Source organism: Streptomyces omiyaensis (assembly GCF_014650895.1).
In the GTDB taxonomy this organism is placed as follows: Bacteria; Actinomycetota; Actinomycetes; order Streptomycetales; family Streptomycetaceae; genus Streptomyces; species Streptomyces omiyaensis.
The window spans coordinates 137302-150027 of sequence record NZ_BMVV01000007.1 but is presented as its reverse complement, the minus strand read 5'-3'; the positions used below and the strand labels follow the sequence as shown (position 1 = coordinate 150027).

At 73.4% G+C, this 12726-nt stretch carries 13 protein-coding genes; 7 read left to right on the top strand and 6 right to left on the bottom strand.

Going from position 1 to position 12726, the window contains the following annotated elements; translation table 11 throughout:
• Positions 1-4: 4 nt before the first annotated feature.
• Positions 5-1222: an acyl-CoA dehydrogenase family protein gene (locus IE287_RS14205; RefSeq protein WP_189849380.1), complete on the bottom strand. Its 1218-nt coding sequence runs from the start codon at positions 1220-1222 to the stop codon at positions 5-7.
• A 172-nt stretch (positions 1223-1394) separates the two neighbouring features.
• Between IE287_RS14205 and IE287_RS14200 the strand changes: the two genes are divergently transcribed.
• Positions 1395-2042, top strand: a complete 648-nt coding sequence (locus tag IE287_RS14200; protein ID WP_189849379.1) for a TetR/AcrR family transcriptional regulator — start codon at positions 1395-1397, stop codon at positions 2040-2042.
• Between the two features lie 134 nt (positions 2043-2176).
• Here IE287_RS14200 and def read toward each other — a convergent pair whose 3' ends face one another.
• The gene (gene def / locus IE287_RS14195; protein WP_189849378.1) at positions 2177-2743 is read right to left on the bottom strand and encodes a peptide deformylase; all 567 of its coding nucleotides are present in this window, start codon (positions 2741-2743) and stop codon (positions 2177-2179) included.
• A gap of 124 nt (positions 2744-2867) precedes the next feature.
• Between def and IE287_RS14190 the strand changes: the two genes are divergently transcribed.
• The 5 genes from IE287_RS14190 to IE287_RS14170 all read left to right on the top strand — a co-directional run bounded on the left by IE287_RS14190 (position 2868) and on the right by IE287_RS14170 (position 7589).
• Complete coding sequence (locus IE287_RS14190; protein WP_189849377.1) at positions 2868-4115, top strand: Mur ligase family protein; 1248 nt, start codon at positions 2868-2870, stop codon at positions 4113-4115.
• Between the two features lie 31 nt (positions 4116-4146).
• Positions 4147-4875, top strand: coding sequence for a type 1 glutamine amidotransferase (locus tag IE287_RS14185; protein ID WP_189849376.1), 729 nt, complete (start codon positions 4147-4149; stop codon positions 4873-4875).
• A gap of 188 nt (positions 4876-5063) precedes the next feature.
• Positions 5064-6092 (top strand): 6-phosphofructokinase, encoded by a 1029-nt coding sequence (locus IE287_RS14180; protein ID WP_189849375.1) that lies wholly within the window; start codon positions 5064-5066, stop codon positions 6090-6092.
• Positions 6093-6264: 172 nt separating this feature from the next.
• Complete coding sequence (locus IE287_RS14175) at positions 6265-7212, top strand: cytochrome c oxidase assembly protein (protein ID WP_189849374.1); 948 nt, start codon at positions 6265-6267, stop codon at positions 7210-7212.
• Between the two features lie 161 nt (positions 7213-7373).
• Positions 7374-7589 carry a hypothetical protein gene (locus IE287_RS14170; RefSeq protein ID WP_189849373.1) on the top strand — a complete coding sequence of 72 codons (216 nt, stop codon included), beginning with the start codon at positions 7374-7376 and terminating at the stop codon, positions 7587-7589.
• A 143-nt stretch (positions 7590-7732) separates the two neighbouring features.
• Here the strand turns inward: IE287_RS14170 and IE287_RS14165 are convergent, their stop codons facing one another.
• The gene (locus IE287_RS14165) at positions 7733-8734 is read right to left on the bottom strand and encodes a DUF3048 domain-containing protein (protein ID WP_189849372.1); all 1002 of its coding nucleotides are present in this window, start codon (positions 8732-8734) and stop codon (positions 7733-7735) included.
• A gap of 95 nt (positions 8735-8829) precedes the next feature.
• Between IE287_RS14165 and IE287_RS14160 the strand changes: the two genes are divergently transcribed.
• Positions 8830-9507: a lysophospholipid acyltransferase family protein gene (locus tag IE287_RS14160; RefSeq protein ID WP_189849371.1), complete on the top strand. Its 678-nt coding sequence runs from the start codon at positions 8830-8832 to the stop codon at positions 9505-9507.
• Positions 9508-9558: 51 nt separating this feature from the next.
• Here IE287_RS14160 and IE287_RS14155 read toward each other — a convergent pair whose 3' ends face one another.
• From IE287_RS14155 to ureG, 3 genes are all read right to left on the bottom strand, one after another.
• A complete protein-coding gene (locus IE287_RS14155) occupies positions 9559-11145 on the bottom strand; it encodes an alpha/beta hydrolase (protein ID WP_229883481.1) in 1587 nt (528 codons plus the stop codon).
• Between the two features lie 139 nt (positions 11146-11284).
• Positions 11285-12031 carry an urease accessory protein UreD gene (locus IE287_RS14150; protein WP_189849370.1) on the bottom strand — a complete coding sequence of 249 codons (747 nt, stop codon included), beginning with the start codon at positions 12029-12031 and terminating at the stop codon, positions 11285-11287.
• Positions 12028-12723, bottom strand: coding sequence for an urease accessory protein UreG (gene ureG, locus IE287_RS14145; protein WP_189849369.1), 696 nt, complete (start codon positions 12721-12723; stop codon positions 12028-12030). The genes IE287_RS14150 and ureG overlap by 4 nt, the downstream gene beginning before the upstream one ends.
• Between the last annotated feature and the right edge of the window lie 3 nt (positions 12724-12726).

Sequence of the window (12726 nt, the reverse complement as noted above, 5' to 3'; positions counted from 1 at the left end):
GGCGCTACTTCGCGAGGGCGCGGCTGATCACCATGCGCTGGATCTCGCTCGTCCCCTCGAAGATCGTGTAGATGGCGGCGTCGCGGTGCATGCGCTCGACCGGGTACTCACGGGTGTAGCCGTTGCCGCCGAGGATCTGGATCGCCTGGGCGGTGACGGACTTGGCCACCTCGCTCGCGTACAGCTTCGACATGGAGCCCTCGGCGTGGGTGAAGGGCTTGCCGGCCGTGGCCATCCAGGAGGCGCGCCAGACCAGCAGGCGGGCCGCGTCGATCTGCGTGGCCATGTCGGCGAGCTGGAAGGCGACGCCCTGGTTCTCGATGATGGGGCGGCCGAACTGCACCCGGGTCCTCGCGTAGTCGAGGGCGACCTCGTACGCGGCGCGGGCGGTGCCGACGGCCATCGCGCCGACGGCCGGGCGGGAGGCCTCGAAGGTGGCCATGGCGGCGTTCTTCACGCGCTCGCCGCCGCCCGACCTCGCCTTCTCGCGGGCGCGGGCGAGGCGCTCGTCGAGCTTGTCCTTGCCGCCGAGGAGGCAGGAGCCGGGGATCCGGACGTCCTCCAGGACGACCTCGGCGGTGTGCGAGGCCCGGATGCCGTGCTTCTGGAACTTCTGGCCCTGGGAGAGGCCGGGGGTGGCCGGCGGCACGATGAAGGAGGCGTGGCCCTTGGAGCCGAGCTCCGGGTCGACGACGGCGACGACCACGTGGACGTTGGCGATGCCGCCGTTGGTCGCCCAGGTCTTGGTGCCGTTGAGCACCCACTCGTCCTTGGCCTCGTCGTAGACGGCCCGGGTGCGCATGGAGGCGACGTCGGAGCCGGCGTCGGGCTCGGAGGAGCAGAAGGCGGCGACCTTGACGTCGTTCGCGTCGCCGTACATCTGCGGGACCCAGGTGCCGATCTGCTCCTCGGTGCCGTTGGCGAGGACGCCGACGGCGGCGAGGCCGGTGCCGACGATGGAGAGCGCGATGCCCGCGTCGCCCCAGAAGAGCTCCTCCATCGCCATCGGGATGCCGAGGCCGGTCGGGTCGAAGAACTGCTGGGCGTAGAAGTCGAGGGAGTAGATTCCCAGCTTGGCCGCCTCCTGGATGATCGGCCAGGGGGTCTCCTCACGCTCGTCCCACTCGGCGGCGGCCGGGCGCATGACGTCCGCGGCGAAGCCGTGGAGCCAGTCGCGGACCTGCTTCTGGTCGTCGTTGAGTTCGAGCGTGAACTCGCCCATGTTCCCTCCCGGCAGTACGTTACTTGCGGTAACACCAGTCTGTTACCGGCGGGTACGGCTGTCAACCTGCGGGTCTGCACGGACGAAGCGGACCGGACGGTTCGGCGCGCGGCACCGGTCGGGTGTTACGTTGCGACAGCCTCAGGTCATCGCACGGGCGGGGAGACACGCTATGGACATCGCACACCGGACCACCGACCAGCAGAAGCCCGCCGAGCAGCGGCGGCGCGAACTGCTGGAGGCGGCGGACCGCGTGGTGCTCCGCGACGGCCCCAAGGCATCCATGAACGCGATCGCGGCCGAGGCCGGCATCACCAAGCCGATCCTCTACCGCCACTTCGGCGACAAGGGCGGCCTCTACCGCGCCCTCGCCACCCGCCACACCGACGCCCTCCTCGCCTCGCTGCGGGCCGCCCTCGACGCCCCCTCCGACCGGCGCCGCCGGGTCGAGTCCACCCTCGACACCTACCTCGCCTCCATCGAGGCGATGCCCCAGGTCTACCGCTTCCTCATGCACCCGGCCGAGGAGTCCCACCAGTCCGAGCAGGGCTTCGACGTCGGCCGCCACTCCGCCCCGCTGCTCCGGCGCATGGGCGAGGAGCTGGGCCAGGTCATCGCCGAGCGCGTCGACCTCGGACCGGCCGCCGAGGCACAGGCCCGGATCTGGGGCCACGGGATCGTCGGCATGATGCACGCCGCCGGCGACTGGTGGCTGGGCGAGCGCCCCTGCTCCCGCGCGGAGCTGGTCCGCTCCCTCGCCGACCTCCTCTGGGGCCGCCTCGCCGAGGCCGACGACCGCGCCGGCGGCCCGGGCTTCTGAACCCCGGGCGGGTACGCCCGCCGGGAGGCACCGGCCCGCTCCGGCCCGGCGCCCGGCTCCTCACCGGGGCCGGCCGGGCACCCGGGCCGGGCCCGGCCCGGACGCCCGCCCCCGGAGCCGTACCCCTGCGTCCGTCAGGTCCGCGCCTCCAGGACGGCGGCGCCCGCGCCCCACGGCCGCTTGCGGATCGCGCGCAGCAGGCGTGATCTCCGCCACCCCGTGACGTGCTCCGCGTAGACCCGGCCCTCCAGGTGGTCCATCTCGTGGAGGAGGCAGCGGGCGAAGAAACCGGTGCCCTCGATCCGCACCGGGGTGCCGTCCGTCCGCACCCCCTCCACCACCGCGCGGTCGAAGCGGGCCACCGGCGCCTCCAGGCCCGGCAGCGAGAGACAGCCCTCCGGGCCCCGGTAGGCGTCCCCGTCGGCCTCGACGAGGCGCGGGTTCACGACGTGTCCGAGGTGCCGCACCTCCTCGTCGTCCGGGCAGTCGTAGACGAACACCCGCAGCCCCACGCCCACCTGGTTCGCGGCGAGACCGACGCCGTGCGCCGCGTACATGGTGGCGAACAGGGACTCCACCAGGGCGTCGAGTCCGGGGCCGAACTCGGTGACGGGGGCGCAGGGTGCGTGCAGCACGGGATCGCCGAGCAGGGTCATCGTCCGGACGACGCCGGAGCTGCCGGGGATGGGGCGGTTTCGCATGGCGGTAAGGGTACGGTCCGGTGTGACCTCCTCATTTCATACGGTCGGCCGGGTGCCGCGGTTCGGGCTCCTGGCCGGTTCTCGATAGGCTGAGCCCCGACCGACGCAAGGAGGATCAAGGACGATGTCAGGACACCCCGGTAATCCAGAGCCGCTGACGCCGCGCGCCAAACTGGCCGTGACCGCTGGCAAGGCGGCCGCCGCGGTGTCGCGGGCGGCCGGCCGCGGCAGCGGATCGGTGATCGGCGGCCGGGTGGCGCTCAAGCTCGACCCCGACCTGCTGGGACGGCTCGCGCAGCACCTGGACGTCGTCCTCGTGTCCGCCACCAACGGCAAGACCACCACGACCCGGCTGATCGCCGAGGCGCTCAGGGCCAGCGGCCCGGTGGTCTCCAACGCCCTCGGCGCCAACATGCCCGCGGGCATCACCTCCGCCCTCGCCGGCGGCAGCGACGCCCGGTACGGCGTGATCGAGGTCGACGAGAAGTACCTCGCCGGTGTCGCCCGCGACACCACCCCCAAGGCCATCGCGCTGCTCAACCTCTCCCGCGACCAGCTCGACCGCGCCGCCGAGACGCGGATGCTCGCCGAGAAGTGGCGCGAGGGCCTCAACGGCTCCAAGGCCGTCGTCATCGCCAACGCCGACGACCCGCTGATCGTGTGGGCCGCCTCCTCCTCCCCCAACGTGGTGTGGGTCGCGGTCGGCCAGGAGTGGAAGGACGACGCCTGGTCGTGCCCCTCCTGCGGCGGCGTGCTCCAGCGCCCCGGCGACGACTGGTTCTGCGGCGAGTGCGGCTTCCGCCGTCCCGCCCCGAGCTGGGCGCTCAGCGGCGACCACGTGCTCGACCCGCACGGCTCGGCCTGGCCCATCCGGCTCCAGCTGCCCGGCCGCGCCAACAAGGCGAACGCCGCCACCTCGGCCGCCGTCGCCGCCGTCTTCGGCGTGCCGCCGCAGGTCGCCCTGGAGCGCATGTACCAGGTGCAGGCCGTGGCGGGCCGCTACGACGTCGTCTCCTTCCAGAACCGGCAGCTGCGGCTGCTGCTCGCGAAGAACCCGGCGGGCTGGCTGGAGACCTTCTCCCTCATCGACCAGCCGCCGACGCCGGTGATCCTCTCGGTCAACGCGCGCGGCGCCGACGGCACCGACACCTCCTGGCTGTGGGACGTCGACTACGGGCGCCTCGCCGGCCACCCGATCATGGTGATCGGCGACCGCCGGCTCGACCTGGCGGTCCGCCTGGAGGTCGCGGGCGTCGACTTCCGCGTCTGCGAGACGATCGACGAGGCGGTCGCCATGGCCCCGCCCGGGCAGATCGAGCTGATCGCGAACTACACCGCGTTCCAGGACGTCCGCCGCCGCGTGGGCAACTGACCCCGCCCCGACTCGCAGAAGGAGTTGCAGCATGAGTGACAGCAGCCTGCGTGTGGTCTGGGTCTACCCGGACCTGCTCAGCACCTACGGCGACCAGGGCAACGTGCTCGTCGTCGAGCGCCGCGCCCGCCAGCGCGGCCTCAGCGTCGAGCGCGTCGACGTCCGCAGCGACCAGCCCGTCCCCACCTCCGGCGACATCTACCTGGTCGGCGGCGGCGAGGACCGGCCGCAGCGGCTCGCGGCCGAGCGGCTGCGCCGCGACGGCGGCCTCTCCCGGGCCGCCTCCAACGGCGCGATCATCTTCTCGGTCTGCGCCGGCTACCAGATCCTGGGCCACGAGTTCATCAACGACCTCGGGGCGCGCGAGCCGGGCCTCGGCCTGCTCGACGTGACCACGGTCCGCGGCGAGGGTGCCCGCTGCGTCGGCGACGTGCTCGCCGACATCGACCCGCAGCTGGGCCTCCCCCAGCTGACCGGCTTCGAGAACCACCAGGGCATCACCCACCTGGGCCCGACGGCCCGCCCCTTCGCGCGGACCGTCTTCGGCAACGGCAACGGCACCGGCGACGGCACCGAGGGCGCGTACAACGACACCGTCTTCGGCACCTACATGCACGGTCCCGTGATGGCCCGCAACCCGCAGATCGCGGACCTGATGCTGAAGCTGGCCCTCGACGTCAACGCGCTGCCGCCGACCGACGACCGGTGGTACGAGGCGCTGCGCGCCGAGCGCATCGCGTCGGCCACCCAGCCCGCCTGACGGACCGTCGGGAGCCCCGGGGAAGCGCACTTCTGAGCGGGCTAGCGCACATTGGATTCGTAAGTAAATACGGTGTCCAATCTGCGGACATCGGGTTCGGCCCCGCCACCCGGCGACGATAGGGTGGCGGGGATCCAGCCGGACGACGTGGTCCGGGAGTCGGCCCACGTTGCAAAGGTTTTTGGGCTATGCGCATTGGTGTGCTCACCTCCGGCGGAGACTGCCCCGGTCTGAACGCCGTCATCCGTTCCGTCGTGCACCGGGCCGTCGTCGACCACGGGGACGAGGTCATCGGCTTCCACGACGGGTGGAAGGGCCTCCTGGAGTGCGACTACCGGAAGCTCGACCTCGATGCCGTGGGCGGCATCCTCGCCCGCGGCGGCACCATCCTCGGCTCCTCCCGCGTCCAGCCCGCCCACCTCGTCGACGGGGTCGAGCGGGCCAGGGGCCACGTGGCCGACCTCGGCCTCGACGCCATCATCCCGATCGGCGGCGAGGGCACCCTCAAGGCGGCGAAGCTCCTCTCCGACGCCGGCCTCCCCATCGTCGGCGTCCCGAAGACGATCGACAACGACATCGCCTCCACCGACGTCACCTTCGGCTTCGACACCGCCGTGACCGTGGCGACCGAGGCCCTGGACCGGCTCAAGACCACCGCCGAGTCCCACCAGCGCGTCCTCGTGGTCGAGGTCATGGGCCGCCACACCGGCTGGATAGCCCTCCACTCGGGCATGGCCGCCGGCGCCCACGCCGTCGTCGTCCCGGAGCGCCCCTTCGACATCGACGAGCTGACCACCCGGGTCGGCGCCCGCTTCGAGGACGGCAAGCGGTTCGCCATCGTCGTCGTCGCCGAGGGCGCCAAGCCGCGCGAGGGCTCCTCCATGGACTTCAAGACCGCCGGCACCGACATCTACGGCCACGAGCGCTTCACCGGCGTCGCCAACCAGCTCTCCGTCGAGCTGGAGCGCCGCCTCGGCAAGGAGGCCCGCCCGGTCATCCTCGGCCACGTCCAGCGCGGCGGCACCCCCACCGCGTACGACCGCGTCCTCGCCACCCGCTTCGGCTGGCACGCCGTCGAGGCCGCGCACCGCGGCGAGTTCGGCATGCTGACCTCGCTGCGCGGCACCGACATCGTGATGGTGCCGCTGGCGCAGGCCGTGGAGACGCTGAAGACGGTCCCCGAGGACCGCTACGCCGAGGCCCAGTCCGTGCTCTGAGCACGCGCCGCACACGCTCCGGGCGCGCTCGGAGCGCACTCTGCACGTGCTCCGGACACCCCTGCGCACGACACCCGCCCCCGGTCGCGAGCGCGACCGGGGGCGGTTCTAGTCTGGTGCGGACAACAAGCGCGAAACGGGCTCGGCGCGCAATGGGCTCCAGGAGTAAGCGATGGATCACAGCGGGCACGGCATGACCACGGACCTGCCGCCGTTCACGCTGGGGCGGGGCCTGGAGTTCTCTCCCGACCTCTTCTTCCTCGTCGGGTGCCTCGCGGCGCTGGGCCTGTACGGATGGGGGGTCGCCCGGCTGCGCAGGCGCGGCGACGCCTGGCCGGTCGCCCGGACCGTGCTCTTCACCGCGGGCGTGCTGACGATCGCCCTGGTGATGTGCACCAAGCTGAACGACTACGGCATGGTCATGTTCAGCGTCCACATGGTGCAGCACATGGTGATCTCCATGGTCTCGCCGATCCTGCTGCTGCTCGGCGCCCCGGTGACCCTGGCGCTGCGCGCCCTGCCGGTGGCCGGGCGCGGCTCGCTCGGTCCGCGCGAGCTGCTGCTGAAGCTGCTGCACAGCCGGTACCTGCGGGTGATCACGCATCCCGTCTTCACCATCAGCATGTTCATCGCCAGCCTCTACGGCCTCTACTTCACCTCGCTCTTCGACACCCTCATGGCGTCGAAGCCGGGGCACATCGGCATGATGGTCCACTTCCTCGCCGTGGGCCTGATCTTCTTCTGGCCGATCATGGGCGTGGACCCGGGCCCGCACCGGCCCGGGTACGTGATGCGGATGCTGGAGCTCTTCGCGGGCATGCCGTTCCACGCCTTCTTCGGCATCGCGATGATGATGGCGAGCCAGCCGATGGTGAAGGCGTACGAGAACCCGCCGGCCTCGCTCGGCATCGACGCGCTCGCCGACCAGAACGCGGCGGGCGGCATCGCCTGGGCCTTCAGCGAGATCCCCTCGGTGCTGGTGCTCATCGCGCTGGTCTACCAGTGGTACCACTCCGAGCAGCGGCAGGCGGTCCGCAAGGACCGGCAGGCCGACCGGGACGGCGACAAGGAGCTGGCGGAGTACAACGCCTACCTGGCCTCGCTCCAGGCGCGCCGCTGACCCTCCCCCCTCCCTCGGACGAGGCCCCCGGAACCGCGTGTTCCGGGGGCCTCGTGCCGTTCGGCGCACGCCGGGTGCGTCCGGGGAGTAGCGCGCGCCCCCCGCGTGGAGTCACGATGGCAGGGAGGCACTCCGGCCGCGGTCGGGAGGAGGGCGGGCAGATGTCCGGTTCCACGAAGGCGATGGCGTACGTCACCTGCGCCGTACTGGTGCTGATCACCGCGTACACGGTGGCGCTCGGCAGCAGCGGCTGGCTCTGGTTCGGCTGGATCGTACTCGGGGTCGCGACGATCGGCATGGCGGCGGCGGACAGCGCCGACGCGCCCGCGGTGCCGCGCCGCCCCCGCGCGGGCGGGCCGGGCCCCACGGCGCGCTGAGCGGCACCCCCACGGGTGACGGTCCGCCTCGTGCCCGCTCCGGCCGGACCGGGGACCCGAGGGGCCCGTCCGGCCTTTCGGCGCGGAGGGCCCGACGGGTCCGTCCGGGACCGTCCGGCTTTTCGGAGTGCCCGTCCGGCCCTTCAGCGCGGGGCGAGGACGAACCAGACCTGGCCGCGGGCGAAGGGGAGCGGGCTGCCGTCGGGGGTCGTGAAGGCGGTGCCGCCGGCCGGGTCGGGGCGCGACCAGCGGGCCTCGTACGCCCGCCCGTCGCGGAGCACCGTCGCCGTACCGGAGCCGGTGGTCTCGGTGTACGGGGAGACGGCGCCGTTGACGTCGCGGAAGGCCGAGGGGCGGACGGTCACGCGCTGGACCACGACCGTGGCGGGCGCGGGCGGGCCGGAGTCGGTGGCGGTCACGGCGCGGCCGTCGAGGGCGACGCGCCAGCCGCGGTCGGCGGCGGACCAGGTGAAGGTGTAGCGCGCCGCCGGGAAGCGGACGGTGCGGGCCTCGGTCGCGGTGCCGCCTTCGGGGGCGGCGCCGAAGCGCAGCCCGACGGGGCGGGCGTCGGAGGCACCGGGGGCCGAGGTGAGGGCGCGCTCGGGGTCCAGGTAGAGGTTGTGCGGGGCGGGGCGGTCCGGGGAGCGCCGGAAGGCCCGCGGCGCGTCCGCCTGGGAGACGAGTTCGAGCGGCGCGGCCTCCAGGAGCGGGGTCAGCCTGGTCTGGGCGCCGGAGTAGGCGAGGGCCGGCGTGCCGAAGGGCCGCAGGAGCGAGATGTCGGACTCGCGGGCGCTGCGGACGGGGCCGACGCTGTCGGGGAGGCGGGAGGAGTAGACGGCGAGCAGGCGGGTGACGCCGCCCTCGACCTGTTCGACGTAGACGAGGTCGGCGGCGGCGAGGCCGGTCTGGGGGCGGGCCGCCGCCACGTTGTCTATCTTGACGGCGAGGACGGGGCCGCTGCGGGCGGGGAGCCCGGTGAAGGGCGAGACGCCGCCGGGCGCCGTCGTGGCGGGCGCGCGCGTCGGCGTCGGAGACGGGTCCGGCGGGCCCGTGCCGGAGCATCCGTACAGACCGGCCGCGGTCACCGCGCACAGCAGCGCGGCGAGCACGCGTCCGGGACGCCGGGGTCCGCGCGCGCCTGGCATGTCGGCCTCCCGGTGTGTCGGGCCACTCCCACCAGTGGACCACGGGCGGCCGGGGGGTTACAACGGGGCGTGACGGACGACGAACGGGGGCCCAGGTGTTCTACCGGCTGCTGAAGTACGTGCTCCTCGGACCGCTGCTGAAACTGCTGTTCCGGCCGCGGGTGGAGGGGATCGAACACATTCCCGAGGAGGGTGCGGCGATCGTCGCGGGCAACCACCTCTCCTTCTCCGACCACTTCCTCATGCCGGTGGTGCTCGACCGGCGGATCACCTTCCTGGCGAAACAGGAGTACTTCACCGGGCCGGGCCTGAAGGGGCGGCTGACGGCGGCCTTCTTCCGGGCGGCCGGACAGATCCCGGTGGACCGCTCGGGCAAGGAGGCGGGACGGGCCGCGATCCGCGAGGGACTGGGGGTGCTGGCGCGGGACGAGCTGCTCGGGATCTACCCGGAGGGCACCCGCTCGCCCGACGGACGCCTGTACAAGGGCAAGGTCGGGGTGGCGGTGATGGCGCTGACGGCCGGGGTGAAGGTGGTGCCGTGCGCGATGGTCGGCACCTTCGAGATCCAGCCGCCGGGGCGGGTGGTGCCGCGCATCCGCCGGGTGACGATCCGGTTCGGGGAGCCGCTGGACCTCTCGCGCTTCGCGGGCTCGGCGGACGAGCGGGCGGTGGTCCGGGCGGTCACGGACGAGATCATGTACGCGATCATGCGGCTGTCGGGCCAGGAGTACGTGGACGAGTACGCGGCCGTGGTGAAGGCCGCCGAGGCGTGAGCGGCGGAGGGGCGGTCGTTGTGCGGACGCCCCTCCGCGGTCGTTCGGCTGCTAAGGCTGCGGAGCGGCGTGCGGGGCGCACGTCTGGTCCGTGGCGTCCACCTTGCCGGTCAGCAGGTACGCCTCGACCTTGGTGTTGAGGCACGGGTTGGCCAGGTTGGTGATGCCGTGCGAGCCGGCGTCCTTCTCCGTGATCAGGCGCGAGCCCTTGAACCGCTTGTGCAGTTCCACAGCGCCCTCGTACGGCGTGGCGGCGTCGCGCTCGGCCTGGGTGATGAGCACGGGCGGCAGGCCCTTGCCCGTGCCGACCTGGACCGGCTTGCGGCTCGGCGCCTTCCAGGTCGCGCAGGGCAGGTTCATCCAGGCGTTCGCCCACGTCATGAAGGGGTACTGCTCGTGGAGGCGGGAGTTGTCCCGGTCCCACTTCTTCCAGCTGGTCGGCCACGGGGCGTCCGCGCACTCGACCGCGGTGTAGACGGCGTTGCCGTTCTCCGCGGCGATGTTGCCCGCGGTGTCGGTGAGGTCCGCGGCGGCGTTGTCGACGAGCGGCTGCGGGTCGCCGGCGGCGTACGCGCTCCAGGCCTCCGCGACGGGCGCCCACATGGAGTCGTAGTACGGGGCGTTCTGGAAGAAGCCGATGAGCTCGGCCGGTCCGACCTTGCCGCCGAGCGGCGCCTTCTTCGCGGCGGCGCGCAGGGCGTCCCACTGCCCGCGGACCTCGGCCAGGGTGTCGCCGAGGTGGTAGGCGGCGTCGTTCTTCGCGACCCAGGTCATCCAGTCGGTGAGCCGGCCCTCGAAGGCGATGTCCTGGCCGAGGTTGGCCTCGTACCAGATCGACCGGGTCGACGGGTTGACGACGCTGTCCAGGACCATGCGGCGGACGTGCGTCGGGAAGAGGGTGCCGTAGACGGCGCCGAGGTAGGTGCCGTAGGAGACGCCGACGAAGTTGAGCTTCCGCTCGCCGAGGGCGGCCCGGACGACGTCGAGGTCGCGCGCGGTGTTCGGCGTCGTCATGTGCGGGAGCATGTCGCCGCTCTTCTCGGCGCAGCCGGCGGCGTACTCGGCGGCGAGCTTGCGCTGCGCCCGCTTGTCGGCCTCGCTGTCGGGGACCGGGTCGGGCTTGGGGCCCTTGACGAACTCGGTCGGGTCGACGCAGGAGATCGGGGCGGACTTGCCGACGCCGCGCGGGTCGAAGCCGACGAAGTCGTAGGCCTTCGCGGCGTTCGCCCAGATCTTGTTGTTCGTGGTGACGCGGCGCGGGAAGCGCAGGCCGGAGCCGCCGGGGCCGCCGGGGTTGTAGAGGAGCGCGCCCTGGCGCTCGGCCGGGGTGCCGGTGGCGGCGATCCGGTCGACGGCGATCTTGATCTTCTTCCCGTACGGCTCGGCGTAGTCGACCGGCACCGTCACCCAGCCGCACTGGATCGGCTTCTCCAGGCCCCAGTCGGCGGGACAGTCCTGCCAGTCGATCCCGGCGCGCGCGGCCTGGGCCGCGGCGACGGCGACACCGGCCGCCTCGGCGTCGCGCCCGTGGCGGGCCCCGCTCGCGGCGCCCGCCGCCGGAGCCGCGAGCGCGCCCGCGACGAGTGTGCCGGCGATGAGCGTGCCGGCGGATCCGAGCACTGCCGTGCGTCGTCTCACAGGTCCTCCCCCTGTAGGTGGTCGTCCGTCCGGGCGATCCTTCCTTCAGGAGGGGCGCAGCGTCAGTCCGAACACACGTTTCTTTGCCGAACCCATAACCGGAGACCGGAGTCCGCTGAGCGGTACATCCGGATCCGTCTCATTCGGGGGCGAGTTCGTCCAGGGCCGCGTCGAGGATCCGGCGCAGGGCGAGCGCGTCGGGGGCGACCGCGGTGACCAGGACGGCCGGACCCGCCAGCGGGGTCAGCGCCGCGGACTCCCCGAGCGGGCGCGCCGTTGGCGGCGCGCCCTCGTAGGCCGGGTCGACGACGAGCAGCTGGCCGGTGGCGCGGTGCCCGCCGAGCACGGCCGCGCCGTCCCAGCCGCCGGAGGCGCCGGGACCGTACGCGAGTTCCTGGTCGAGCAGTGGCGCGCCCGCGCGGCGGACGGCGAGCCGGGAGACGAGGGTGCCGGGCGGTTCGCCGTGCCGGCCGAGGACCTGCTCCTCCCGCAGGACGAGGCGCGCGGTCGGCGCCAGGTCGACGTCGGTGCGGACCCGCAGGTCGGAGCCGTGGGCGCTGACGAGCTGTTCGGGCAGCCAGCGCAGGACGGCGTCCCCGCCGACGCGGAGCCGGAGCTCGTACGCGGCGGGCTCCGGGCTGCGGCCGGGCAGGGCCAGGGTGGCGGCCGCCGAGTCGACGCGGAGCCGGGCCCCGTCCCGCACCTCGGTCTCGATCGCGAGCCGGTCGCCGCCGAGCGGCGCGCTCATCGCGCCGACGACCGTCACCCGCGTCCAGCCGGGGACGGCGGCGCGGGTGCGGCGCAGGGCGAGCGGCCCGTCGCTCGTCAGGACCGGGAGCGAGCCGTCGGCGTCGGCGGCGATCCGGGCGGTGGCGCGCAGGCTCACGCGGCGGGCACCGGCGCGGCGGTCCAGGCGGCGAGCCGCTCGCGCACCCAGTCGGCGACCGGGCCGACGCCCTCCTCGGAGCGCAGCGAGGTGAACGCCACGGGCAGGTCGCCGCGCTGCTCCGCGGCGTCGCGGGCCATCCGGCCGAGGTCGGAGCCGACGTGCGGGGCGAGGTCGGTCTTGTTGACGACGAGGAGGTCGGCGGTGGTGACGCCGGGGCCGCCCTTGCGGGGGATGTCGTCGCCGCCGGCGACGTCGATGACGAAGATCTGGGCGTCGACGAGGCCCCGGGAGAAGGTGGCGGTGAGGTTGTCCCCGCCGGACTCGACGAGGATCAGGTCGAGCGGGCCGACGGTGTCCTCCAGCTCCTCGACGGCTTCGAGGTTGGCGGAGATGTCGTCGCGGATCGCGGTGTGCGGGCAGGCGCCGGTCTCGACGGCCTGGATGCGCTCCGGCGGCAGCACGGCCTCGCGGAGCAGGAACTCGGCGTCCTCGCGCGTGTAGATGTCGTTGGTGACGACGGCGAGCGAGAGCGTGTCGCGCAGCAGCCGGCAGAGCGCGGCGACCGTGGCGGTCTTGCCGGATCCGACGGGTCCGCCGAGGCCGATGCGCAGCGCGCGGCGGGTGCCGTCGGGCCGGTGGGCGTCGGCGGAGACGGCGCCGTGGTGGGTGTGGCCGTGGTCGAGGTGCATGGG

What these genes read in the sequence shown, in the direction of transcription:
- IE287_RS14205 (WP_189849380.1), bottom strand. Translation starts at nt 1,222, where the DNA reads ATGGGCGAGTTCACGCTCGAACTCAACGACGACCAGAAGCAGGTCCGC.
- IE287_RS14200 (WP_189849379.1), top strand. Translation starts at nt 1,395, where the DNA reads ATGGACATCGCACACCGGACCACCGACCAGCAGAAGCCCGCCGAGCAG.
- def (WP_189849378.1), bottom strand. Translation starts at nt 2,743, where the DNA reads ATGCGAAACCGCCCCATCCCCGGCAGCTCCGGCGTCGTCCGGACGATG.
- IE287_RS14190 (WP_189849377.1), top strand. Translation starts at nt 2,868, where the DNA reads ATGTCAGGACACCCCGGTAATCCAGAGCCGCTGACGCCGCGCGCCAAA.
- IE287_RS14185 (WP_189849376.1), top strand. Translation starts at nt 4,147, where the DNA reads ATGAGTGACAGCAGCCTGCGTGTGGTCTGGGTCTACCCGGACCTGCTC.
- IE287_RS14180 (WP_189849375.1), top strand. Translation starts at nt 5,064, where the DNA reads ATGCGCATTGGTGTGCTCACCTCCGGCGGAGACTGCCCCGGTCTGAAC.
- IE287_RS14175 (WP_189849374.1), top strand. Translation starts at nt 6,265, where the DNA reads ATGGATCACAGCGGGCACGGCATGACCACGGACCTGCCGCCGTTCACG.
- IE287_RS14170 (WP_189849373.1), top strand. Translation starts at nt 7,374, where the DNA reads ATGTCCGGTTCCACGAAGGCGATGGCGTACGTCACCTGCGCCGTACTG.
- IE287_RS14165 (WP_189849372.1), bottom strand. Translation starts at nt 8,734, where the DNA reads ATGCCAGGCGCGCGCGGACCCCGGCGTCCCGGACGCGTGCTCGCCGCG.
- ureG (WP_189849369.1), bottom strand. Translation starts at nt 12,723, where the DNA reads ATGCACCTCGACCACGGCCACACCCACCACGGCGCCGTCTCCGCCGAC.